The 22,819-nt window shown below is 61.2% G+C and carries 22 protein-coding genes and 1 pseudogene; 11 read left to right on the forward strand and 12 right to left on the reverse strand.

Annotated features, from left to right (window positions below; genetic code table 11):
• Positions 1–87: 87 nt before the first annotated feature.
• The 6 genes from SSARUM2_RS13075 to pspA form a co-directional block, all read right to left on the reverse strand.
• On the reverse strand, positions 88–1,149 hold the full coding sequence (locus SSARUM2_RS13075; RefSeq protein WP_004930545.1) for a YcjF family protein: 1,062 nt from the start codon (positions 1,147–1,149) through the stop codon (positions 88–90).
• Positions 1,146–2,543 (reverse strand): YcjX family protein, encoded by a 1,398-nt coding sequence (locus SSARUM2_RS13080; protein WP_033653054.1) that lies wholly within the window; start codon positions 2,541–2,543, stop codon positions 1,146–1,148. Before SSARUM2_RS13080 ends, SSARUM2_RS13075 begins: the two co-directional genes overlap by 4 nt.
• On the reverse strand, positions 2,524–2,790 hold the full coding sequence (pspD, locus tag SSARUM2_RS13085; RefSeq protein WP_031299672.1) for a phage shock protein PspD: 267 nt from the start codon (positions 2,788–2,790) through the stop codon (positions 2,524–2,526). Before pspD ends, SSARUM2_RS13080 begins: the two co-directional genes overlap by 20 nt.
• A gap of 97 nt (positions 2,791–2,887) precedes the next feature.
• Positions 2,888–3,247, reverse strand: a complete 360-nt coding sequence (pspC, locus tag SSARUM2_RS13090; RefSeq protein WP_033643233.1) for an envelope stress response membrane protein PspC — start codon at positions 3,245–3,247, stop codon at positions 2,888–2,890.
• Positions 3,247–3,474 (reverse strand): envelope stress response membrane protein PspB, encoded by a 228-nt coding sequence (pspB, locus tag SSARUM2_RS13095; RefSeq protein ID WP_004930553.1) that lies wholly within the window; start codon positions 3,472–3,474, stop codon positions 3,247–3,249. The genes pspC and pspB overlap by 1 nt, the downstream gene beginning before the upstream one ends.
• A 63-nt stretch (positions 3,475–3,537) precedes the next feature.
• Complete coding sequence (gene pspA / locus SSARUM2_RS13100) at positions 3,538–4,203, reverse strand: phage shock protein PspA (RefSeq protein ID WP_033634686.1); 666 nt, start codon at positions 4,201–4,203, stop codon at positions 3,538–3,540.
• A 184-nt stretch (positions 4,204–4,387) separates the two neighbouring features.
• On the opposite strand from pspA, the gene pspF reads away from it, so the two are divergent.
• Complete coding sequence (gene pspF / locus SSARUM2_RS13105) at positions 4,388–5,395, forward strand: phage shock protein operon transcriptional activator (RefSeq protein WP_060438604.1); 1,008 nt, start codon at positions 4,388–4,390, stop codon at positions 5,393–5,395.
• Positions 5,396–5,588: 193 nt separating this feature from the next.
• Here the strand turns inward: pspF and zigA are convergent, their stop codons facing one another.
• From zigA to folE2, 3 genes are read right to left on the reverse strand one after another with little or no spacing between them, the layout of a single operon-like run.
• Positions 5,589–6,776: a zinc metallochaperone GTPase ZigA gene (zigA, locus tag SSARUM2_RS13110; protein ID WP_041035289.1), complete on the reverse strand. Its 1,188-nt coding sequence runs from the start codon at positions 6,774–6,776 to the stop codon at positions 5,589–5,591.
• Positions 6,777–6,786: 10 nt separating this feature from the next.
• Positions 6,787–7,347 (reverse strand): carbonate dehydratase, encoded by a 561-nt coding sequence (locus tag SSARUM2_RS13115; RefSeq protein ID WP_033634689.1) that lies wholly within the window; start codon positions 7,345–7,347, stop codon positions 6,787–6,789.
• On the reverse strand, positions 7,337–8,263 hold the full coding sequence (folE2, locus tag SSARUM2_RS13120) for a GTP cyclohydrolase FolE2 (RefSeq protein ID WP_060438603.1): 927 nt from the start codon (positions 8,261–8,263) through the stop codon (positions 7,337–7,339). Before folE2 ends, SSARUM2_RS13115 begins: the two co-directional genes overlap by 11 nt.
• Before the next feature lie 204 nt (positions 8,264–8,467).
• Between folE2 and sapA the strand changes: the two genes are divergently transcribed.
• The 8 genes and pseudogenes from sapA (at position 8,468) to SSARUM2_RS24370 (ending at position 16,383) form a co-directional block, all read left to right on the forward strand.
• Positions 8,468–10,117, forward strand: coding sequence for an ABC transporter substrate-binding protein SapA (gene sapA / locus SSARUM2_RS13125; protein WP_033648454.1), 1,650 nt, complete (start codon positions 8,468–8,470; stop codon positions 10,115–10,117).
• Positions 10,114–11,079 carry a putrescine export ABC transporter permease SapB gene (gene sapB, locus SSARUM2_RS13130; RefSeq protein ID WP_004930575.1) on the forward strand — a complete coding sequence of 322 codons (966 nt, stop codon included), beginning with the start codon at positions 10,114–10,116 and terminating at the stop codon, positions 11,077–11,079. The genes sapA and sapB overlap by 4 nt, the downstream gene beginning before the upstream one ends.
• On the forward strand, positions 11,066–11,956 hold the full coding sequence (gene sapC, locus SSARUM2_RS13135) for a putrescine export ABC transporter permease SapC (RefSeq protein ID WP_004930580.1): 891 nt from the start codon (positions 11,066–11,068) through the stop codon (positions 11,954–11,956). Before sapB ends, sapC begins: the two co-directional genes overlap by 14 nt.
• Entirely contained in the window at positions 11,956–12,948 is a 993-nt protein-coding gene (sapD, locus tag SSARUM2_RS13140; RefSeq protein WP_004930587.1) for a putrescine export ABC transporter ATP-binding protein SapD, read from the forward strand. Before sapC ends, sapD begins: the two co-directional genes overlap by 1 nt.
• 1 nt (position 12,949) lies before the next feature.
• On the forward strand, positions 12,950–13,762 hold the full coding sequence (gene sapF, locus SSARUM2_RS13145; RefSeq protein WP_033648455.1) for a putrescine export ABC transporter ATP-binding protein SapF: 813 nt from the start codon (positions 12,950–12,952) through the stop codon (positions 13,760–13,762).
• Positions 13,763–14,186: 424 nt separating this feature from the next.
• Positions 14,187–15,371 (forward strand): peroxidase, encoded by a 1,185-nt coding sequence (locus SSARUM2_RS13150; RefSeq protein WP_041035297.1) that lies wholly within the window; start codon positions 14,187–14,189, stop codon positions 15,369–15,371.
• 456 nt (positions 15,372–15,827) lie between these two features.
• Positions 15,828–16,232, forward strand: a pseudogene (locus SSARUM2_RS13155) (AidA/PixA family protein); the annotation flags it as partial.
• Between the two features lie 58 nt (positions 16,233–16,290).
• On the forward strand, positions 16,291–16,383 hold the full coding sequence (locus SSARUM2_RS24370; protein ID WP_349016942.1) for an AidA/PixA family protein: 93 nt from the start codon (positions 16,291–16,293) through the stop codon (positions 16,381–16,383).
• Positions 16,384–16,471: 88 nt separating this feature from the next.
• Here SSARUM2_RS24370 and SSARUM2_RS13160 read toward each other — a convergent pair whose 3' ends face one another.
• Both SSARUM2_RS13160 and dacD read right to left on the reverse strand, forming a co-directional pair.
• Complete coding sequence (locus tag SSARUM2_RS13160; RefSeq protein WP_033653045.1) at positions 16,472–17,377, reverse strand: LysR family transcriptional regulator; 906 nt, start codon at positions 17,375–17,377, stop codon at positions 16,472–16,474.
• Between the two features lie 64 nt (positions 17,378–17,441).
• Entirely contained in the window at positions 17,442–18,611 is a 1,170-nt protein-coding gene (dacD, locus tag SSARUM2_RS13165) for a serine-type D-Ala-D-Ala carboxypeptidase DacD (protein ID WP_060430337.1), read from the reverse strand.
• 282 nt (positions 18,612–18,893) lie between these two features.
• On the opposite strand from dacD, the gene SSARUM2_RS13170 reads away from it, so the two are divergent.
• On the forward strand, positions 18,894–21,200 hold the full coding sequence (locus SSARUM2_RS13170) for an FdhF/YdeP family oxidoreductase (protein WP_041035302.1): 2,307 nt from the start codon (positions 18,894–18,896) through the stop codon (positions 21,198–21,200).
• Positions 21,201–21,215: 15 nt separating this feature from the next.
• Here the strand turns inward: SSARUM2_RS13170 and SSARUM2_RS13175 are convergent, their stop codons facing one another.
• Positions 21,216–22,070: a LysR family transcriptional regulator gene (locus SSARUM2_RS13175; protein ID WP_060430338.1), complete on the reverse strand. Its 855-nt coding sequence runs from the start codon at positions 22,068–22,070 to the stop codon at positions 21,216–21,218.
• 99 nt (positions 22,071–22,169) lie between these two features.
• Here SSARUM2_RS13175 and gloA point away from each other — a divergent pair, with 99 nt between their 5' ends.
• Positions 22,170–22,697, forward strand: coding sequence for a lactoylglutathione lyase (gloA, locus tag SSARUM2_RS13180; RefSeq protein ID WP_004930603.1), 528 nt, complete (start codon positions 22,170–22,172; stop codon positions 22,695–22,697).
• The last annotated feature ends 122 nt before the right edge of the window (positions 22,698–22,819 follow it).

Here is a 22,819-nt window from a genome sequence, read left to right on the forward strand (position 1 = left end):
GCAGGGGGATCGACTGTCGTCAAGTCTCGATTACGTCCGGCGTCGGCGCCGTTGAGAAAGCGGCGCTCCTCAGAGCGCCGTGCGGGATTATTTGGCCTTGCCGTCGCTCTTTTTCAGCGTGTCTTTCAACTGGCCGATCAGCTGGCTGCGGAAATCGCCAAGCTTCGGCTTTTCCCCTTCCAGCCACGGCAGCGGGCGGCACAGTTCCATCGCCTTGATGCCCAGCCGCGCGGTCAGCAAGCCGGCGCCGATGCCCTGCGCCGCGCGCGCCGACAGCCGCGCTGCCAGATCCTGCGACATCCAGTCCATGCCCACTTCGCGCACCAGCTCGGAAGCGCCGGCGAAGGCGATGTTCAACAGCACCAGCCGGAACAGACGAATGCGGCTGAAGTAGCCCAGCTCGATGCCGTACAGCGCGGCGATGCGGTTGATCAAACGGATGTTGCGCCAGGCGATAAACGCCATATCCACCAGCGCCAACGGGCTGACGGCGATCATCAGCGTCGATTCGGCGGCGGAGCGGCTGATTTCGCGCCGCGCCTGGTTGTCGAGCACCGGCTGCACCAGTTTGGCGTACAGCTCCACCACTTCACGATCGTTTTGCGTTTCATGCAGCGAGGCCTGCCAGCGCTGCAGCGCCGGATGCCCCTGATCCAGCCCGGCCTGACGCGCCAGCTTCTCGCAGAATTCGCGCCCCTGGCCCAGCCCGTGACTGTGCAACAGCTCGCGCGCCACATCGCGCTCTTCCGCGCGCTGGCGCAGCCGATACAAACGCCGCCACTCGGTGACCACCGAACCGACGCCGGCGAACACGATCAGGCCGCCGGCCACGCCGCCGCCCATGGCGATCCAGTCCTGCTGCACCCAGGCGGTATGCACCCACTGCACGCCCTGCGCCACCACGCTGACGCCGAACAGCGCCAGGCCGGCGGTGACCATTTTGCGCCACAGGCTGCGTTTCGGTTTCAGCGCGGCGTTAATGATGCCTTCGGCGCGCCCTTCTTCCTCTTCCTGCTGCAGCTCCGGCGCAGCCGGGAAAAAGCTTTCCGCCTGTTCGGCATCGAACGCGACGCCGGCGCGCAACGCCGGCTCCTGCGGCGGCTGCAGCGGCTCGTCAAAATCGATACGCGGTTTGATCGGTTCGCTCATCGCAATTTGTCTCCCAATAAAAACTCCATCACCGCATCCAGACGGATGTGCGGCAACGGACTGTCCACGCTCATGGCGCGTGGACGAAATTCATCGAAGTGGAACCCCTGGCTCTGCCAGAACGCCGGCCCCGGCAGGCGCGCGGGCACTTCGCCGGGGAACACCGTCAGCGGCGCGCCGTCACCGAGGCGGTTGCCCTTCAGCGCCGGAATGCGTTGCCCCTGATGATCGACGATGCCGCTCTCGGTCGCCTGCACCGAGGCCAGGCCGACGCAATCCATGCTGATGCCCTCGAACGCCGCATTCTGCCACGCCTCCTGCACCAGCTGTTGCAGCAACGACACCAGATTGGCGTGCTGATCGGCGGTGATATGGTCCGCCTTGGTGGCGGCAAACATCAGTTTGTCGATGGTCGGCGAGAACAAGCGGCGAAACAGCGTGCGCTTGCCGTAATGGAAGCTCTGCATCAGTTGGGTCAGCGCCAGACGCATGTCGTTGAACGCCTGCGGGCCGCTGTTGAGCGGCTGTAGACAGTCGACCAGCACGATTTGCCGATCGAAACGGACGAAATGTTCTTTGTAGAAGTTTTTGACGATCGACTGGCAATAGTAGTTGAAGCGAGCGCGCAACATGCCGATGTTGGTGTGTTTGTCGGCCTGCGCCAGCTTAGATTCGCCGATCGCGGCCACGTCGGGCCACGGGAAAAACTGCAGCGCCGGCGCGCCGGCCATGTCGCCCGGCAGCACGAAACGCCCCGGCTGAATGAAGTGCAGCCCTTCGCTTTTGCAGCGCAGCAGATAATCGGTGTAGGCCTGGGCGATCGCCGCCAGGCGGTTTTCGTCGGCCGGGGCCAGCGGATCGCAGGCCTTGCACAACTCAAGCCAGGGTTTGGCCCATTCGGCGCGTTCGCCCTGCAGCAGCCCGGCCATCTGGCGCGACCAGGCCAGGTAATCCTGCTCGAGCATCGGCAGATCCAGCAGCCATTCACCGGGATAATCGACGATCTCCAGGTACAGCGTGGAGGTGTCTTTGAAGTGGCGCAGCAGCGAGTCGTTGGAGCGATAGCGCAGCGCCAGACGGATTTCGCTGACGCCGCGCGTCGGCGTCGGCCAGGCCGGCGGCGTGCCGTACAGCTGCGCCAGCCCTTCGTCATAGGTGAAACGCTGGATGCCGAGATCGCGCTGCGGGATGCGTTTGACGCCCAGCAGGCGCTCTTCGCGCGCCGGTGAAAACAGCGGCATGCGCGCGCCGCTGTGCACATGCAGCAGTTGGTTGACGAAGGCGGTGATAAAGGCGGTTTTGCCGCTGCGGCTCAGGCCGGTCACCGCCAGGCGCAGATGGCGATCCATTCCGCGGTTGACCAGCGAGGTTAACTCATTTTGCAGTCGTTTCATTGCTCTCCTTGACGTAACGCCCGAATGCCTTGTTCAGGCCTTTACGGAACAGCGGTTCCAGCACCAGCGCCAGCACGAAGCGCACCGGTTTGCGGCCGACGGTCTTCAACAGCCAGCCGGCGGCGCCCGCCGGGCCATAGTTCAATAACGCTATGATGATGACTTTAGCCAATGTCTTCAACATTGCCGCCGCTCCTCGTTTAAATCCACCCGTTCTGGCGGTGTTCGCAACATCGATTTTATTCATGACAATGCCCTCCGGCACAAGACGATTAATTGTACATTCAACGGGATAACGGCGGCGAAGATGCCCGGCCTGCGCAGGCCGGGTATCGCAAGAAGGGTTACAGCTTGCGGAAACGGCTCTGCACGCCGAAGGTATCGGACGTTACGTAGCGCTCGACCTGACGCAGCTGCTGCTCGCCGCTGCCCAACTCATATTCCAGTTGATCGAGCAGCTGGCGCGGCGTCTTCTGATGCTCGCCTTCGAAACGGCTGGCCGGCGCTTCGTCCAACACGAACACCAGCGCGATATAGGCCACCAGCGTGAAGAAAAACAGCCCGAAGAACAGCGACAGCACCACCATCACGCGGATCAGGCGCACCGGCACGTCGAAATAGTGGGCCAACCCGGCGCAGACGCCTTTCACCATGCCTTCTTCGGGAACGCGATAAAGCTTTTTACTGCCCAGCGTCATGCTCATCAGGACTGTCTCCAGTTCGGGTGTTCCGCATCAAGGATCTCTTCCAGCGCCTGAATGCGTTCACGCATGCGTTTGGCGTCTTCCGCCAGCTGCGCCAGGCGCTGCATTTCTTGCTGACTCAGCTGGATGCCGGTCTGTTGCCGATTGCTGTAATGCAGCCAAAGCCAAATCGGCGCGACAAACAGCACAAAAATTGTCAGCGGAATGGCAAGTAATAGAGCACTCATTGTTATTCCTTCTTATCGGGTCCTGGATAGGCGGCCACCTCCGACGTGTGGCCGCGGTTCGCCTTACTCTGAGCGGTTCATCTTGGCTTTCAGCGCCGCCAGCTGCTCACTGATGGCGTCGTCGGCTTTCAGCTCGGCAAACTCTTGGTCCAGCGACTTCTTTTTACCGATGCTGATGCTTTCCGCTTCGGCTTCCATATGGTCGATGCGGCGCTCGAACTGTTCGAAACGCGCCATCGCTTCATCCAGCTTGCCGCTGTCGAGCTGGCGGCGCACTTCACGGGAAGAAGACGCGGCCTGATGACGCAGCGCCAACGCCTGCTGCCGCGCACGGGTTTCGGTCAGCTTGTTTTCCAGCTCGCCGATTTCGCTCTTCATGCGCGCCAGCGTTTCTTCTACGGTCGCCACTTCTTGCGTCAGCGTGGCGATCAGATCGGCCACCTTTTGTTTTTCGATCAGCGCCGCACGGGCCAAATCTTCTTTATCTTTGCGCAGCGCCAGTTCAGCTTTTTCCTGCCAGTCGCCTACCTGGCTTTCGCCCTGCTCAATGCGACGCAGCAGCTGCTTTTTCTCCGCCAGCGCACGCGCCGACGTAGAGCGAACTTCAACCAGCGTGTCTTCCATCTCTTGGATCATCAACCGCACCAGCTTCTGCGGATCTTCCGCCTTGTCCAGCAGGGTGTTGATGTTGGCGTTCACGATGTCGGCAAAACGAGAAAAAATACCCATAATTCACTTCCTCTTGGTTCTGATGGCGTCTGAAGCGCCGCGTTAAGTCGTACAGCTTGCCTGAAGATATAATCAAAACCCGTGCCAACTTTTATATCATTGATAAATAATGGATATTATTTTTTGACTCTCTGCGTGCTTGCTGTAGAGTGATTATTTTCACCAAACATTGGCGAATTTCATCATGAACGAGCAGCCAGAGAATTTGTTGGGCGAGGCAAACGCCTTTGTCGACGTATTGGAGCAAGTCTCCCAGGTGGCAAAGCTGAACAAACCGGTGCTGGTGATCGGCGAGCGCGGTACCGGCAAGGAGCTGATCGCCCACCGCCTGCACTACCTTTCCAACCGCTGGCAAGGGCCGTTCATCTCGCTCAACTGCGCGGCGCTGAATGAAAACCTGCTGGATTCCGAACTGTTCGGCCACGAGGCCGGCGCCTTTACCGGCGCGCAGAAACGCCATCTGGGGCGCTTCGAGCGCGCCGATGGCGGCACGCTGTTTCTCGATGAGCTGGCGACCGCGCCGATGCTGGTGCAGGAGAAGCTGCTGCGGGTGATCGAATACGGCCAGTTGGAGCGCGTGGGCGGCAGCCAGCCGCTACGGGTGGATGTGCGCCTGGTGTGCGCCACCAACGACGATCTGCCGGCGCTGGCGGCGGCGGGCAAGTTCCGCGCCGATCTGCTGGATCGGCTGGCGTTCGACGTGGTGCAGCTGCCGCCGCTGCGCCAACGGCGGCCCGATATCATGCTGCTGGCCGAGCATTTCGCCATTCAAATGTGCCGCGAACTGGCGCTGCCGCTGTTTCCCGGCTTTACCGAACGCGCCAGGCAAACGTTGCTCGAATATGGCTGGCCGGGCAACGTGCGTGAACTGAAAAACGTGGTCGAACGTTCGGTCTATCGTCACGGCGACAGCGACAGCCCGCTTGACGAAATCATCATCAACCCGTTTGCGCCGCGTGAGGCGGCGCCGGTCGCGCCCGCCCCTGAAGGCGTCTGCGCGTTACCGGCGCTGCCGCTGGATTTGAAAAACTGGCAGCTGGAGCAGGAGAAGGTATTGATCGAAGCGGCGCTGCAGCAGGGGCGTTTCAACCAGCGCAAGGCGGCGCAGCTGCTGGGGCTCACCTATCATCAGCTGCGCGGCATGCTGAAAAAACATGCGCTGCTGCAAAACGGCGAAGCGGACGAGGAATAACAGGCAAAAAAAAAGCCAGCACCCGAGCTGGCTTAAAAAACACTGGAAGCAATGTGAGCAATGTCGTGCCTTCCACATCAGAGCCGCAAACTGTGGCCTTCCGTGAACTGCCAGGCGATGATAATAGTTATCAGTATCGTCTGTAAAGCACTTTGTTGAGAATTTTTCTCATTTCCACACGAAGATTGCGCAATTACCACTCAGGGAACGGGTCAGCCATGTCCAGCCAGTAGTCCACGCCGGCGGCCATTTCATCGTCGCTCAGCAGGCATTCGTCCAGCAAACGCACGATCGTCGCCTGCTGCAAATGCTGGCCGATAAACACCAGCTCCTGGCGCATGTCGCCGAACGGCTCCACCCATTTTTCCTGAATGTGCGCCCGCGCTTCGGGATCCTGCGGCCAGTTCTTTTGCGGGATGGCGCGCCAAAAGGTGCCCGCGAGGCCGTAGTGGGCGATGCCGCCGGCCTGGCTCCACTGCCCGGCCTGCCGCGGCCGCGTCGCCAGCCAGAAAAAGCCTTTCGAGCGCAGCAGCTTGCCGCCGCCCCAGTCGCCGTTGATCACGCGGTAAAACTTGTCCGGCGCAAACGGCCGCCGCGCCTGATAGACGAAGCTGCTGATGCCGTAGTTTTCCGTTTCCGGCACGTGTTCGCCGCGCAGCTCTTTCAGCCAGCCGGGCGCCTGCTGCGCCTTTTCAAAGCTGAAGCTGCCGGTATTCAGCACCGCCTCCAGCGGCAGCTTACCCGGCGCGATCGGCACAATGCGGGCATCGGGGTTCAGGCTGGCCAACAGCGCCATCACTTCGCCCTGCTGGGCTGGCGTCAACAGATCGGTCTTGCTGACCAGCATCACGTCGCAGAACTCAATTTGCTCAATCAACAGATCCGCCACGCTGCGCAGATCGTCCTCGCCCAGGCTTTGGCCGGCCTCCTGCAGGCTTTGCGCCCGCTGGTACTGCTGGATGAAATTCACCCCGTCGACCACCGTCACCAGAGTATCCAGCCGGGCGAACTGCGACAGGCTTTCGCCCTTTTCGTCCTCGAAGGTAAAGGTTTCCGCCACCGGCAGCGGCTCGGATATGCCGCTCGATTCGATCAACAGATAATCAAAGCGCCCGTCCTGCGCCAGCTCGCGCACCGATACCAGCAGGTCTTCGCGCAGCGTGCAGCAAATGCAGCCGTTGCTCATCTCTACCAGCTTCTCTTCCTGGCGATCGAGATGCACCGCATTTTCCACCAGCGCGGCGTCGATGTTCACTTCGCTCATGTCGTTGACGATCACCGCCACGCGCATGCCCTGCCGGTTGTTCAGGATGTGGTTCAGCACCGTGGTCTTGCCGGCGCCGAGAAAGCCGGAAAGCACGGTCACGGGAAGTTGTTTCATGGGAGCCTCATTAAAATTCATTGCGTAATGCCTGATAGCCGCGCACCAGTTCGACGTTGGTGGCGGCCACTTCTTCCGAAAACTGCAGCGCGCCGCGATCGACCTGGCGATAGCGCGACAGGTCGCTGTCCGGCCCTACGCGCTCGGTCGAGGGGATATAGCGGTTTTCCGGCAGCGTCACGCCGTCCACCACCGCGTTGTAACGCACCACGCAGCCGGACTGGATGTGGCAGTTGAACAGCACGCTGTTGAAACCGATAAACACCCGATCGTCGATGCGACACGGGCCGTGGACGATGGCGCGGTGGGCGATCGAACTGTAACGGCCAATGATGACCGCCGCCCCGCTCTTGGAGTGGATCACCACGCCGTCCTGAATATTGGAGTGCGAGCCGATGACGATCGGCTCCATGTCGCCTGCGGCGTTCAACTCGTCGGCGCGGATCACCGCATACGGGCCGACGTAGACGAAATCTTCGACGATCACCCGGCCGCAGATAATGGCGGTGGGATCGATGTAGGCCAGCGGCGAGACCTGCGGCAGGTGGCCGCTGGGATTTTTACGCAGCATGATTTTCTCCCCGCCAGCTCAGCTCCGCCACCGCATTGTGGGCATGCAGGCTCTCCTGATGCTCGACGCGCAGCGAGAACGCGCGGTAATCACACTGGCTGCGCAGCATGCGATACAGACGGCGCGCCGCATCTTCGCAAAACATCAGGTTCTGCCCGTTGGCCAGCGCGAATGCCTGCTCGTCGCGGCGTTTCACCAGCGTTTGTACCGGCGTGCCCAGCGCGTGTTCGATGCGGTCGATCAATTTCACCGGTTCGAACGCCCGTTCATTCTCGGGCGTCACGGTGACCCAGGCCCAGCTGCGCTGGCTGTGAGGGGTGGCCGGCATTCCCTGCTCCAACAGCCACTCGCTCACCTGGCGTTGGCTGATCCGCTCCGCCGCCTGTTCAAAATCAAACTGAAACTGTTGCTGCGCCAGCTGACGGCTGAGCGCCGCCGAACTCGGGCAGGTCGAGGAGTAAGGCACGCCGACGGTCAGCGCCAGCGTCAGCCTGTTCGTCAGAGTGGCCTCGATGCGCAGCGGGTAAGCCTTCCAGCCTCGCTGCGGCGACAGCAACGCCGGGCGCGACAGCAGCAGCTCGCCGCTGATCGCCAGTTTGGCGCGATCGCTGTGTTCCGGCTGCGAATCCAGAAAGGCCTGCAGCGTTCGGCCGAGGCGCTGCGGCGTCAGCTCGCCCTGCGTCAATTCGTCCAGCGCCAGATACAGCCGCGACATGTGAATGCCGCGTTCGCCCGCCGCTTCGGCGCGCAGGTTGATGCCGGCGTCGACCTTGGCCATCAGTGGCTTGCCGGCCAGCTCCAGCGGCAGCGCGATCCCTTGCATCCCGACCCAATCGAGCCCGACATCACTCATTTCGCCGCGCCATGCCTGAGCGTCCGGCAGCGAACGGCGTGGTGGAAGTGCAACTTCGTTCATACATCCCCTTGCGTTATTGTGACTTTGCCGGGGAACGGTATCATGATTTTGTTATGTTATAACATATCAAATAAGATTTTTTTCACGAACGCGAACGACATGATTAATCAAGTCGCAGAAAACTCAGCGATTTTGCTCAATGGATTGGGCTGCCGGTCAGAGTGCGATACACTAACGCTATTGCTGATTAACCCATGAGCCTCTATGCGTGGTTTACCCCTTTGGATAGTGTCGTTGTGCTTTACCGGCTCCGCCCTGGCCACAACAACACCGCCCGCGCCCGCCGCGGCGCCGCTGCCGGACATTCGCCAGAGCGGCTTTGTCTATTGCGTCAGCGGCATACTGAATACCTTCAACCCGCAAATGGCCAGCAGCGGCCTGACGGTGGATACCCTGGCCGCCCAGCTGTACGATCGCCTGCTGGATGTCGATCCCTACACCTACCGGCTGATCCCCGAGTTGGCGCAAAGCTGGGAAGTGTTGGACAACGGCGCCACCTACCGCTTCCATCTGCGCAAGGACGTGCCGTTCCAGACCACCGCCTGGTTCACGCCCACCCGCAAGATGAACGCCGACGACGTGGTGTTCAGCTTCGCGCGCGTATTTGACCAAAAACACCCGTATCACGACGTCAACGGCGGCGAATACCCCTATTTCGACAGCCTGCAGTTCGGCGATTCGGTGCAGAGCGTGAGAAAGCTCGACGACTACACGGTGGAGATCCGCCTGCAGTCGCCGGACGCCTCATTCCTGTGGCACCTGGCGACCCACTACGCGCCGGTGCTGTCCGCCGAGTACGCCGACACGCTGACGCGCGAAGGCCATCAGGAGCTGATCGACCGTGAACCGGTCGGCAGTGGCCCGTTCCTGCTCAACGAATACCGCTCGGGGCAATATATTCGCCTGGCGCGCAACGCCGCCTACTGGAAAGGCCTGCCGCGCATGCCGCAGGTGGTGATCGATCTGGGCGCCGGCGGCACCGGCCGCCTCTCCAAACTGCTGACCGGCGAGTGCGACGTGCTGGCCTATCCGGCGGCGAGCCAGCTGTCTATCCTGCGCGACGATCCGCGCCTGCGCCTGACGCTGCGCCCGGGGATGAACATCGCCTATCTGGCGTTCAACACCCGCAAGCCGCCGCTCGACAACCTCAACGTGCGCCAGGCGATCTCGCTGGCGATCAACAACCAGCGGTTGATGCAATCGATCTATTACGGCACGGCGGAAACCGCCGCCTCGATCCTGCCTCGCGCCTCCTGGGCCTACGACAACGACGCGCACGTCACCGAGTACGATCCGGCCAAATCGCGCGAAATGCTGCGGCAGGCCGGCGTCGGCCAGCTGAACCTGAAGCTGTGGGTGCCGACCGCCTCGCAGTCTTACAACCCGAGCCCGCTGAAGACCGCTGAGCTGATCCAGGCCGATCTCGGCCAGGTGGGCATCAACGTCACCATCGTGCCGGTGGAAGGCCGCTTCCAGGAGGCGCGCCTGATGGAGATGAACCACGATCTGACCCTGACCGGCTGGGCCACCGACAGCAACGACCCGGACAGCTTCTTCCGGCCGCTGCTGAGCTGCGCGGCAATCCGTTCGCAAACCAACTATGCTCACTGGTGTGACCCGGGCTTCGACGAAGTGCTGCAGAACGCGCTGCTGTCGCAGCAGCTGTCTCAGCGCATCGACAACTACCGCAAGGCGCAGAAGATCCTCGAGCAGCAACTGCCGGTGCTGCCGCTGGCCTCTTCCCTGCGGCTGCAGGCCTACCGCTACGACATCAAGGGATTGGTGCTGAGCCCGTTCGGCAACGCCTCGTTCGCCGGGGTGTACCGTGAATCCGCGCCGGAGGTGAAAAAGTGATTATCTTTACCCTGCGCCGCATTCTGCTGCTGCTGATCACGCTGTTCTTCCTGACGCTGGTCAGCTTCAGCCTGAGCTATTTCACGCCGCGCGCGCCGCTGAACGGCGCCGCCCTGCTGGACGCCTATCAGTTCTACTTCGTCAGCCTGCTGCACTGGGACTTCGGCGTTTCCAGCATCAACGGCCAGGCGATCAGCGAACAGCTGCGCGAAGTGTTCCCGGCCACCATGGAACTGTGCCTGCTGGCCTTCGCCCTGGCGCTGTTTATCGGCATTCCGCTGGGCATCATCGCCGGCGTGCTGCGCGGCAAATGGCAGGACACCGCCATCAGCACCTTCGCGCTGCTGGGCTTTTCGATGCCGGTGTTCTGGCTGGCGCTGCTGCTGATGCTGTTCTTCTCGCTGCACCTGGGCTGGCTGCCGGTATCCGGCCGTTTCGACCTGCTGTATCAGGTGAAGCCGATCACCGGTTTCGCGCTGATCGACGCCTGGCTGTCGGACTCGCCGTACCGCGCCGAGATGATCGGCAGCGCCCTGCGCCACATGATCCTGCCGATCGCCGCGCTGGCGGTGGCGCCCACCACCGAAGTGGTGCGCCTGATGCGCATCAGCACCGACGACGTGCTGAGCCAAAACTACATCAAGGCCGCCGCCACCCGCGGTCTGTCGCGCTTCACCATCATTCGCCGCCACGTGTTGCACAACGCGCTGCCGCCGATCGTGCCCAAGCTGGGGCTGCAGTTCTCCACCATGCTCACGCTGGCGATGATCACCGAAGTGGTGTTCAGCTGGCCGGGCCTCGGCCGCTGGCTGATCAACGCCATTCGCCAGCAGGACTATGCGGCGATCTCCGCCGGTGTCATGGTGGTCGGCACGCTGGTGATCACCATTAACGTCCTGGCCGATATTCTGGGTGCGGCAACCAACCCGCTGAAACATAAGGAATGGTATGCCCTTCGATAACGTATACCGCGAGAAAAAAATGCCGAGCCCGCTGCGCTACACCTGGCGGATTTTCTACGGCGACGCGCTGGCGATGATCGGTTTTTACGGGGTGATCGCCCTGCTGCTGCTGTCGCTGTTCGGCAGCCTGCTGGCGCCCTACGCGCTGGATCAGCAGTTCCTCGGCTATCAGCTACTGCCGCCGTCCTGGTCGCGCTACGGCAACGTGTCGTTCTTTCTCGGCACCGACGATCTCGGGCGCGACATCCTCAGCCGCCTGTTGACCGGCACTGCCGCCACCTTCGGCTCGGCGCTGGCGGTGACGCTGGCCGCGGCGTTCTGCGGGGTGATCCTCGGCGTGTTCGCCGGCGTCACCCACGGGCTGCGCTCGGCGGTGCTCAACCACATTCTTGATACCCTGCTGTCCATTCCCTCGCTGCTGCTGGCGATCGTGGTGGTGGCGTTTATCGGCCCCAAACTTGAACACGCCATGCTGGCGGTGTGGCTCGCCTTGCTGCCGCGCATGGTGCGCACCATCTACAGCGCGGTGCACGACGAGCTGGAGAAAGAGTACGTGGTGGCGGCGCGGCTCGACGGCGCTTCCACGCTGCAGATCCTGTGGTACGCCGTCATGCCGAACATCGCCGCGGTGCTGGTGACCGAGTTCACCCGCGCGCTGTCGATGGCCATTTTGGACATCGCCGCGCTCGGCTTCCTCGATCTCGGCGCGCAGCTGCCTTCGCCGGAATGGGGAGCGATGCTCGGCGATTCGCTCGAGCTGGTGTACGTCGCGCCCTGGACGGTGATGCTGCCCGGCGCGGCCATCCTCGTCAGCGTGCTGCTGGTTAACCTGTTAGGCGACGGTATGCGCCGCGCAATCAATGCCGGGGTGGAATAATGCCGTTACTCGATATCCGCAATCTGACGATTGAATTTATGACCGCCGAAGGGCCGGTCAAGGCGGTCGATCGCGTCAGCATGACGCTGACCGAGGGCGAGGTGCGCGGCCTGGTGGGTGAATCGGGCTCCGGCAAGAGCCTGATCGCCAAGGCCATCTGCGGCGTAACCAAAGACAACTGGCGCGTCACCGCCGACCGTTTCCGCTTCGACGACATCGATCTGCTGCAGCTGAGCCCGCGCGAGCGGCGCAGGCTGGTGGGCCACAACGTCTCGATGATTTTCCAGGAGCCGCAGTCCTGCCTCGATCCTTCCGAGAGCATCGGCCGCCAGCTGGCGCAGGCGATCCCGGGCTGGACTTATAAAGGCCACTGGTGGCAGCGCTTCAACTGGCGCAAACGCCGCGCCATCGAATTGCTACACCGCGTCGGCATCAAGGATCACGACGACATCATGGGCAGCTTCCCGTACGAGCTGACCGAAGGCGAGTGTCAGAAAGTGATGATCGCCATCGCGCTGGCCAACCAGCCGCGCCTGCTGATCGCCGATGAGCCAACCAACGCCATGGAGCCGACCACCCAGGCGCAGATTTTCCGCCTGTTGGCGCGCCTCAATCAGAACAACAACACCACCATCCTGCTGATCAGCCATGATTTGCAGATGATGAGCAAATGGGCCGACCGGGTGAACGTGCTGTACTGCGGGCAAACGGTGGAAAGCGCCCAGTGCGAAGAGCTGCTGGCGGCACCGCACCACCCTTACACCCAGGCGCTGATCCGCGCCATGCCGGATTTTGGCCGCTCGCTGCCGCACAAGAGCCGGTTGAACACGCTGCCGGGCGCCATTCCTTCGCTGGAACACCTGCCGATCGGCTGCCGTCTGGGGCCGCGCTGCCCTTACGCGCAGAAGAAGTGTATCGAAACGCCGCGCCTGCGCCCGGTCAAAAACCACTTCTTCGCCTGCCACTTCCCGCTGAACATGGAGGAGCAATAACATGGAAACGCTGTTGGAAGTGCGCAACCTGAGCAAAACCTACCGCTACCGCACCGGGCTGTTCCGCCGTCAGCACGTCGAGGCGGTGAAATCCGTCAGCTTTACCCTGCGCGAAGGCCAGACGCTGGCGGTGATCGGCGAGAACGGCTCCGGCAAATCCACGCTGGCGAAGATGCTCTCCGGCATGGTGGAACCGACCGCCGGCGAACTGCTGATCGACGATCATCCGCTGGAATTCGGCGATTATCGCTATCGCAGCCAGCGCATTCGCATGATTTTTCAGGATCCGAGCACCTCGCTCAACCCGCGCCAGCGCATCGGCCAGCTGCTGGACGCGCCGCTGCGGCTGAACACCAGTCTGGAACCCGCCGAACGCGAGCAGCGCATCAACCAGACGCTGCGCCAGGTCGGCATGCTGCCGGATCACGCCTACTACTATCCGCACATGCTGGCTTCCGGGCAGAAACAGCGCGTCGCATTGGCGCGTGCGCTGATCCTGCAGCCGAAGGTAATCGTCGCCGATGAGGCGCTGGCCTCGCTGGACATGTCGATGCGCTCGCAAATCATCAACCTGATGCTGGAACTGCAGGAAAAACACGGTATTTCCTATATCTACGTCACTCAGCACCTCGGCATGATGAAGCATATCAGCGACCAGGTGTTGGTGATGCACGAAGGAGAAATCGTCGAACGCGGCAGCACCGCCGAGGTGTTGGCGGCGCCGCTGCACGAATTGACCAAGCGCCTTATCGCCAGCCATTTCGGCGAGGCGCTGACCGCCGACGCCTGGCGGCGCGACGGCGGCCGTTTTTGAGGCCCGTCCTGGCCTGCAATAAACCCGCTGCGGCGGGTTTTTTATTGCCGCACGCGCCTGCCGCTACGCCAGAAAACGCAAATACAAATTACATTCTTGTTATATATCCTTATATTTTATTCCTTTCAGTTATTGATTAGTCCGTAACATTATTTTATCTCGCCAGGGCGATCGGTGAGGATATCCCCTACGTTGAGCCTCTCATACGACAGGATATCGCACTGATGAACAGCCTTCGCCATCGCCGCCTCTCGCAGTTTCTGCTTACGCTGGCCGCCGGTTTCTCTGTTTACGGCCACGCGCTGTGCTGCGATGAGCTGCGCTGAATCCGCCTTTCGCCCCGCCAGCGGGCATGTTGCCTCTTTGTCCAGCCGCCGCTGCCGTACGCAGCGTTGGCTGTTGATCACGATTAAGGATTGACCCTATGGAACGACTCCGTCGACAACATAATGCCCAGTGGTATCACGAAACCCAAAGCAGCGTACGGGGCGATGCGCCGCTGGAGCCGCAGGCGGCCACCCTGCGCGATCGTTTTCTGCTGGGGCTGGGCGCCTTCGCCGACGAAGCGCTAAATGCTGCGCTCAGCGCCCGCGCCGGGGTATTCAACGCCTCGCTGGCCGGTTACCACGCGCTGTTTCCCGACCAGGTGTCGCTGTCACGATACGTGACATTGTCACCCTACGATCGCCTCAGCACCGCGTTGACCGTCGCTCAGGTGACGGGCGTGCAATCGCTTTGTAGCCACTACGCCGCCCGCCTCGCCCCGCTGCACAGCCCGGACGCCTCCCGGGAAAGCAATATCCGCCTTGCCCAGATCACCCAATATGCCCGCCAGCTCGCCAGCCAGCCCACGCTGATTTGCCGCAGGGCGCTGCAACAGCTCGGCGACGTCGGGCTGAGCCCGGCGGATATCGTAACCTTCTCTCAGACGATCGGTTTTGTCAGCTATCAGGCGCGCGTAGTGGCGGGCGTCGCGGCGTTGGCCGGCCGCCCGGCGGTGGTGGTGCCCGGCTTCCCGAACGTCGAAGACGCCGATGGCGTCGCTTTCAGCGCCGACGAGTTGAGCTGGACTGCGCGTCTGCCGACAATCGACACGGAAGCCGCCGCCGCCGAACAGCTTGACGTGCTGGATCAGAGCCACCCGCAGGCGCGCGCCGAATCTTATTATTTGCTGTTGGCGCACGATGCCGCCGCGCTGCGCGAGCGTAACGGCGTGTTTAACGGCATCAATGCCGAAGGATATGGGTTATCGAGCCGATTGAAAGCGCTGGCGACGCTGGTGGTCTCGCGCATCAACGGCAGCCGCTACTGCGCGGCTACGGTGGCGCAAGAGCTACAGGACGACGGGCTGGCCCAGGCGCTGTTCGCCGGGCTGCCTCAGGGGCTGGCTTTTACCGAGGATGCCGTCAAACGTGCAGTGATCCACACCGCCGCCGAGCTGACGCGCGCTCCGGAGAAATTCACCCCGCAGAGCGTGCAGCCGTTGTTCAACAGCGGCCTGAATCAGGCGCAGGCGCTGGAAGTGATCCTCACCGCCGCGCTCTACGCCTGGGAAAACCGCCTGCGCCAAACGCTGGGCGATGCAGAGCCGGCACAGCCGGCGCAATGACCTATCACTGAGTTGACGGCTAATTTCGCCGTTAACTCTCTTTGGTCTATTTTGGCTAAAAACTTCACCAAAAGATGAACTGATAAAGTATAAATCCGAAAAAATAATATTTGTCAGAATTATGATTCGTTTTTCTCTGCCGCTCGCGAAAATAACGACTCGTCAAAATTATGTCTGCAAACAAAGCAATAGAAAGATTGCGCCCTCGCTCAATTATGTAACCGTTCTCATCGCAGAAGCAGTAAAACAAGGTTTTAACCCTGCTAATTAATAGAGAAACACATTAACGCCTCTAACTTTTCAGCAGTGGTGGGCTTGCTGTTTAGTTTCTATGATTAAGCCGATAGCGACGTTGTGATTTCCATTTCAAATATTCACTAAAAATAAACGCTCGCCGTCAACCCCATTATTTTTTGATTTTCCATCACAGCAAAAAAAATATTGTGAGGTAACCCCATGTCTGAGCAAGAACTTAAATCCAGCAACAGTATCGTTAACGTGATTGTCGTCATCGATACCGATGCTCTGATAGAAGCATTCGAGAATAACAACCCCAGTCAGGACTCCGGCAACCCAACAGGTATCGGGCATCAATACGCTTATATGGTCGTCACCTCCGAGCAGGTGATCGGCGGTTCCGGCACGGCGGACCTGAACTTTAAAGCCAATGTCGGCGACGTCATTCGCTGGACCGGCACCTCAGAATCCGCCAATTTCGACGCCGGCGTGCTGATCTACGGGCTGCCGCAGTTCGGCAGCGGCACCCAGGTCTTTTCCAACCCGACCTTCAAAATGTACACCCGCAGCTCGATGATGCCGGCGCAAAATACCGTGTTCCCCGTCACCTTCACCAACCAAACCTATTGGTTCATCCAGGCGGACATCAGCAATACCGGCACGGAAAATTATTGCATCCAATTTGGCCTCTATTATCTATTATCGGCCAAATGGCGGCGATCAGAAATTACTGGGTTATTTCTATTGGGATCCGACCATTACCATCAGCAATTAACCTTATTCCGTCGACCGTTAGGCACCACATGATTATGGCCCCTCGGGGCCATAATCGTTGCGGAAACATCGGGTAAACTTAAACGTCTCTATTCATTTTGCCGACGCAGCCACTCGCTGGCGGCGTCGAAGAATTTTTGCGCCAACGGCGTGGCGCGCTCCGCCATATCGACCACCACCGCCGCATGACGCGGCATGGCGCCGATGGCCACCGGGCGCCGCTGCAACGCCGGCATCAGCGGCGATTGCAGCTGGCCGCGCGGGAACAGCCCGCAGCCCAGGCCGACGAAAATTCCCTCCAGCAGTTGGAAGATCGAGGCCGTCTCCAGCCGCGTGTGCAGCGTCAACCCGGCGTCGCGGAAGTGTTGATCGAGATAGCGGCGGAAATAACGCGTCGGCTCGGCCAGGCACAGCGGCAAGGCGGCCACCGCTTCCAGCGGCAACGGCGTGTCGCCCACCAGCTTAGGGAAGTGTTGCGGATGAAATACCAGCTCGACGCCGGTTTCCACCAGCGGTTGCGATTGGAAATGCAGCTCCTTTAAGGTCGACAGCTCGAAAAAGCCGATGCCGATGTCAACGGTATGCGCCGTCAGCGCCTCCAGCAGCTGATCGGCGCTCAGCACCGCCAGCCGGTAATCGAGATGCGGGTAACGCGCGCTGACCGCCTTGAGCATTTCCGATACCGAGATACTGCACTGCGGCACCACGCCAAGGCGCAGCGTGCCGTGCAAGCCGTGCTTGAGCGACTCCACCTCCAGCTTCAGCCCCTGGTAGACCGAGACGATCTCACGCGCCCACGCCAGCACCCGCTCGCCTTCGGCGGTAAAACCGCCGAAATGGTTGCCGCGGTTAATCAGCGAAACGCCCAGCTCTTTCTCCAGATTTTTCAATCGCATGGATAGCGTTGGCTGGCTGACGAAGCTGGCTTCCGCCGCCCGGCCGAAGTGGCGTTCCCGTTCTAAATTACACAAATAAATCAGTTGTTTAATATCCATAGCGCGGCTCAATGATCGGCATTCGCATCAGTATACCACCGGGCGCCGTCGCCCGCCCGGCGAGTCAGAGCTTCAGCTTCACGTAATCCGCTAGGCGCGAGAACACGCCGCCCTGCGGCACCGCCTGCAGCGCGACCAGCGGCAGGGTTTTCACCACCTGGCCATTGTCGCTGATGCGGATCTCGCCGACGGTCTGCCCTTTGCCAATCGGCGCTTCCAGCCGTGCGGTATTGATTACGTACTGCGCCTTCAGCTTGTCCGCTTCGTTTTTTGGCAGGCTGAGCGACTGGTTCTGCGCGCTGCCGACCGGCAAGCGGTGATCCTCGCCGTACCAGACCGGCTCTTCCCCCAGGCTCTGCCCGGCGCTGAACAGGTGTACGGTGGTAAAGTCGCGCAGCCCCCAGGTCAACAGCTTACGCGCCTGCTCCTCACGCCCCTTAGCGCTTTTGCCGCCCATCACCACGGCGATCAGGCGGCGATCCCCTTCGGTGGCGGAGGCGATGATGTTGAAGCCGGCCGAGGCGGTGTGCCCGGTTTTCAGCCCATCGACGTGCAGCGTCTTATCCCACAGCAGCCCATTGCGGTTCTGCTGCGTGATACCGTTCCAGGTCAGCGACTTCTCGCTGTACATATGATATTCCGCCGGTTCACTCATGATAATGGCACGCGCAATCACCGCCAGATCGCCGGCGGTGGTGAACTGCCCCGGCGCATCCAGCCCGTGTACCGTTTCGAAATGGGTGTTCTGCAGGCCCAGCTGCGCGCTCTTCTCGTTCATCAGCTTGACGAAGTTGGCCTGGCTGCCCGCCACATAGTCCGCCATCGCCACGCAGGCGTCGTTGCCGGAATCGATGATAATGCCGCGGCTGAGATCGCGTACCGTGACCCTGTCACCGGGCTTCAGGAACATCAACGAAGACCCCTTGAACACCGGGTTGCCCTGCGCCCAGGCGTCTTTCCCCACGGTGACGACATCGTCAAGACCAATCTTGTGCTGGTCAAGCGCGTGGTCGATCACCAACCCGGTCATGAGTTTAGTCAGGCTGGCCGGGTTGCGCCGTTCATCGGCATTGCCGGCAGCCAACACCTGGCCGGTGGTGTAATCCATCAAAACGTAAGAGGCGGCGTCTATCGCCGGCGGGGTCATGGTGGGAAAATGGGGCGTCGTTCCCGCCGCCTGCGCCGCTAAAGGCAGTAATATACCGCCGATCACCACTGATACTGAACGCTTCACGCTGTGTTCCTCAGGCCCGCAGGCTGAATAAAATGCCAATATAATCCGCGAGATAGACTGCATTAATTCACTTTCAGACGAAACCATTACTCTTTTGCAGCGGGTGTCTTTATGCAACCATTTGTTTACGTCATCGCCCGCCGGCGATAGATAAGCTCTATGCCGCCATTGCCCCATTCGATTAGACGCCACCCGGCAGCCCCCCTAAACTTGTGACATAAATACGCAAGACGCATAAAAAAGCGTTTACTTTTTAGCTACAACCACCTGCGAAGTGTCATCATGAAATTTAAACCGTCAATCAAGCCTTACACCGGCCCGGCGGGCGGCTGGGGTTCGCTTGAAGCCACCACCCGCTTTGTCCTCGACAGTAAACAAACGCTCAAAAACATGCGCAACCTGATGCGCGTCAACAAGGCTCGCGGCTTCGACTGCCCAGGCTGCGCCTGGGGCGACGACAACCACAGCACCTTCAGCTTCTGCGAAAACGGCGCCAAAGCGGTCAGTTGGGAAGCGACGCGCAGCGCCGTCGAGCCAGAGTTCTTCGCCGCCCACAGCGTCAGCACCTTGCAGCAGCAAAGCGACTATTTCCTCGAGTATCAGGGGCGCCTCACCCATCCGATGCGCTACAACGCCGAAACCGACCACTATGAGCCTATCCATTGGCCGGACGCGCTGGCGCTGATCGCCAAGCACATCAACGGCATGGACAACCCGAACCAGATCGAGCTGTATACTTCGGGCCGCGCCAGCAACGAAGCGTCGTACCTTTATCAGCTGTTCGGCCGCATGCTCGGCACCAGCAATTTCCCCGACTGTTCCAATATGTGCCACGAGGCGAGCGGCGTTGGGCTGAAGCAGAGCATCGGCGTCGGCAAAGGCACCATCCGCATCGATGACTTCGAAAAGGCCGATGCCATCTTCGTGTTCGGTCAAAACCCCGGCACCAACCACCCGCGCATGCTGCACAGCCTGAAAAACGCCGCCCGACGCGGCGCGCGCATCGTCAGCTTCAACACCCTGCGCGAACGTGGGCTGGAAAGGTTCGCCGATCCGCAGGATCCGGTACAGATGCTGACGCCAAAATCCTCGCCGATCAGCTCTTCCTATTACCAACCGAATCTGGGCGGTGATATGGCGGCGGTGCGCGGCATGGTAAAAGCCCTGCTGGAAACCCACCGCCAGCGTCTGGCCGCCGGCGAGCCCGCCCTGTTCGACCTGGCGTTTATCGAACGGCACAGCGTCGGCGTAGAGGCTTACCTGGCGCAGGTAGACGCCACCGAGTGGCAAACCATTACCGCGCAGTCGGGCCTGAGCGAGGCGCAGCTGCGCCAGGCGGCGGCCACCTATCAGGGCGCCGAACGGGTGATCTGCACCTGGGCGATGGGCGTGACGCAGCATAAACACTCCATTGCGACGGTGCGCGAAATCACCAACCTGCAGCTGCTGTTCGGGCAACTGGGCAAACCGGGCGCCGGCCTGTGCCCGGTACGCGGCCACAGCAACGTCCAGGGTAACCGCACCATGGGGATCGACGAGAAGTCGCCCAAAGCGCTGCTCGACAGCCTGGAGCGCCACTTTAACTTCACCGCCAATCGCGCGCTGGGCCACAACACGGTGGAAGCGATCGAAGCGATGCTGCGCGGCGAAGTGAAAGTGCTGATCGCGCTGGGCGGCAACCTGGCCGCCGCGGCGCCGGACACCGAGCGCACCGCCCGCGCCCTGCGCAACTGCGATTTGACGGTGCATATCAGCACCAAGCTTAACCGCAGCCACCTGGTGACCGGCAAAGACGCGCTGATCCTGCCGACGCTCGGCCGCACCGAACTGGACATGCAGGCCAGCGGCTCGCAGTACATTACGGTCGAGGATTCGTTCAGCATGGTGCACGCCTCGGAAGGCATCGGCAAACCGCTGGCGGAGACCCAACGTTCGGAGACGGCGATCGTCTGCGGTATCGCCGACGCGGTGCTGGGCACCCGGCAGTTGGACTGGCTGGAACTGGCCGACGACTACTCGCTGATCCGCGATCATATCGCCGCCACCATTCCCGGCTTTGAGGATTTCAACCGGCGCTGCGACCAGCCCGGCGGTTTCTACCTGGGCAATGCCGCCGCCGAACTGCGCTTCGCCACGCCAAGCGGCAAGGCAGAATTCAGCGCCGCCGCGCTGCCGACCACCCTGTTCCCGCAGCTGGGCGGCGAGCAAGCGCCGTTTACCCTGCAGACGCTGCGCTCGCACGATCAGTACAACACCACCATCTATGGTCTGGATGACCGTTATCGCGGCGTTTACGGCCAACGCGAAGTGTTGTTCATCCATCCGGAGGATCTGGCGGCGCTGGGCCTGCAGGATGGCGAACGGGTAGAGATTGAAACCCTGTGGAACGATGGCGTGGTGCGTAAAGTAGACGGGTTCAAGCTGGTGAGTTACGACATTCCGCGTGGCAACCTGGCGGCCTACTACCCGGAAACCAACCCGCTGGTGCCGCTGGCCAGCTTCGGCGACGGTACCGGCACGCCGACTTCGAAGTCGATTCCGGTGGTGATCCGCCGCAGCGAACAGCAACCTTCGCTGCGCATCGCCTGAAAACGCGCGCCCGGTTCACCCCGGGCGCGCCAATATCGCCAGGATGGTCTGCAACTCGTCGGACAGCTGATGCCGTCGCCAGACGAAATACAGGTCGCTCACCCCCTCCTCACCCATTTCCACCACCTTCAGCCCCGGCGCCGGCAAGATCAGCGGCAGCAACGAACCGGGTACGCAGGCGACGCCACAACCGGCCTGCACGCAGGCCGCCATCGCGGCATAAGACTCCATTTCCAGCGTCATGCGCGGTTTCAGCCCGCGCGAGGCCAGCCAGTGATCGACCTTCAGGCGAAACGAACATTCGCGGCTGAAGGTGTAAAACTCCAGCGGCGACAGCGTGGCGGCGTCGGGTTCCCCGGCATCGGCCGGCATCAGCAATACCAGCCGTTCGTCGAATGCCTTTTGGCTGGCCAGCAGCGGATGTTCTATCGGGCCGTCGGTGATCGCCAGATCGAGATCGCTGTCGATCAACATGCGTTCCAGCACCAGCGAGTCGCGGCTCAGCACGTTGATGTGCAGATGAGGCTGTAAACGGCGCAGCCGGGCAATGCGCACCGGCAAATGGCTGACCAGCGAGAAATCCAGCGCCCCGAGGTTCAGCAGCCCATGTTGGTGCTCGCCGGCGAACAGCTGCTTGCTGCGCTCCGCCTGCGCCACAATGTCGCGCGCCTGCTGGTAGAACAGCCGCCCTTTGGGATTGACGTACAGCCGGTTCTTGTCGCGGAAAAACAGCTCGCCGCCCAGCGACTCCTCCAGCTCGCGCAGCCGCAGCGTGACGTTGGAAGGCACGCAGTGCAGCTCGCGCGCGGCGGCGGCGATGGTTTTATGTTCCACCACGGTGCAGAAAAACTTCAGCTGGCTCAGCTTCATCTATCATTCACTTTTAGTTAGTGTTTTAGTTAAAAACAATCACTTTAGATTAGCATCGATTTCACCTACAGTCTGCCGACACCCTGAGGAGGATCTCTGATGCCACTGAATGACCTACTGACGCTGCCCGGCGTGGCGGCCCAACCGGATGCGGTAACCGACGGTTACGTGTTCAACCACACCATGATCCGCGTGAAGGATCTGACCAAGGCGCTGGATTTCTACACCCGCGTGCTGGGCTTTACCCCGGTTTATCTGGAAACGTTCGAAGAAGCCGCCTTCACCATCTGCTACCTGACGCGCAGCCCGCGTGAACAGATCCCGCAGGACGACGACGAACGCAAGCGCTGGGCGCTGAGCCAGCCAGGAATTCTCGAGCTGACCCATAACCACGGCACCGAAAATCAGGCGGATTTCCACTATCACAACGGCAACGGCGAGCCACGCGGCTTTGGCCACCTGTGCGTCACGGTGCCGGACGTGCGCGCCGCCTGCGAGCGGTTTGAGCGCCTCGGCGTCACCTTCCAGAAACGCCTGCATGAAGGCCGCATGAACTACGTGGCGTTCATTCGCGATCCGGACGATTACTGGATTGAAATCCTGCAGCCGACGCCGCTGCAAGACTGACGGTCACCCGCCCTCCACCCCGGCCCTCGCGCCGGGGTTTTTCATCGATAGCGTTTCGATTGACCAATCTTGCGCAAAATCGCGCGGCAACGCGGGGTTCAGTGACGTTAGGCTTGCTCGCA

It is taken from the genome of Serratia sp. K-E0102, from assembly GCF_029962625.1.
Lineage (GTDB): Bacteria > Pseudomonadota > Gammaproteobacteria > Enterobacterales > Enterobacteriaceae > Serratia > Serratia sarumanii.

Coding starts and splice junctions, on each gene's coding strand:
- SSARUM2_RS13075 (WP_004930545.1), bottom strand. CDS start 1,149: ATGAGCGAACCGATCAAACCGCGTATCGATTTTGACGAGCCGCTGCAG.
- SSARUM2_RS13080 (WP_033653054.1), bottom strand. CDS start 2,543: ATGAAACGACTGCAAAATGAGTTAACCTCGCTGGTCAACCGCGGAATG.
- pspD (WP_031299672.1), bottom strand. CDS start 2,790: ATGAATAAAATCGATGTTGCGAACACCGCCAGAACGGGTGGATTTAAA.
- pspC (WP_033643233.1), bottom strand. CDS start 3,247: ATGAGCATGACGCTGGGCAGTAAAAAGCTTTATCGCGTTCCCGAAGAA.
- pspB (WP_004930553.1), bottom strand. CDS start 3,474: ATGAGTGCTCTATTACTTGCCATTCCGCTGACAATTTTTGTGCTGTTT.
- pspA (WP_033634686.1), bottom strand. CDS start 4,203: ATGGGTATTTTTTCTCGTTTTGCCGACATCGTGAACGCCAACATCAAC.
- pspF (WP_060438604.1), top strand. CDS start 4,388: ATGAACGAGCAGCCAGAGAATTTGTTGGGCGAGGCAAACGCCTTTGTC.
- zigA (WP_041035289.1), bottom strand. CDS start 6,776: ATGAAACAACTTCCCGTGACCGTGCTTTCCGGCTTTCTCGGCGCCGGC.
- SSARUM2_RS13115 (WP_033634689.1), bottom strand. CDS start 7,347: ATGCTGCGTAAAAATCCCAGCGGCCACCTGCCGCAGGTCTCGCCGCTG.
- folE2 (WP_060438603.1), bottom strand. CDS start 8,263: ATGAACGAAGTTGCACTTCCACCACGCCGTTCGCTGCCGGACGCTCAG.
- sapA (WP_033648454.1), top strand. CDS start 8,468: ATGCGTGGTTTACCCCTTTGGATAGTGTCGTTGTGCTTTACCGGCTCC.
- sapC (WP_004930580.1), top strand. CDS start 11,066: ATGCCCTTCGATAACGTATACCGCGAGAAAAAAATGCCGAGCCCGCTG.
- sapD (WP_004930587.1), top strand. CDS start 11,956: ATGCCGTTACTCGATATCCGCAATCTGACGATTGAATTTATGACCGCC.
- sapF (WP_033648455.1), top strand. CDS start 12,950: ATGGAAACGCTGTTGGAAGTGCGCAACCTGAGCAAAACCTACCGCTAC.
- SSARUM2_RS13150 (WP_041035297.1), top strand. CDS start 14,187: ATGGAACGACTCCGTCGACAACATAATGCCCAGTGGTATCACGAAACC.
- SSARUM2_RS13160 (WP_033653045.1), bottom strand. CDS start 17,377: ATGGATATTAAACAACTGATTTATTTGTGTAATTTAGAACGGGAACGC.
- SSARUM2_RS13170 (WP_041035302.1), top strand. CDS start 18,894: ATGAAATTTAAACCGTCAATCAAGCCTTACACCGGCCCGGCGGGCGGC.
- SSARUM2_RS13175 (WP_060430338.1), bottom strand. CDS start 22,070: ATGAAGCTGAGCCAGCTGAAGTTTTTCTGCACCGTGGTGGAACATAAA.
- gloA (WP_004930603.1), top strand. CDS start 22,170: ATGCCACTGAATGACCTACTGACGCTGCCCGGCGTGGCGGCCCAACCG.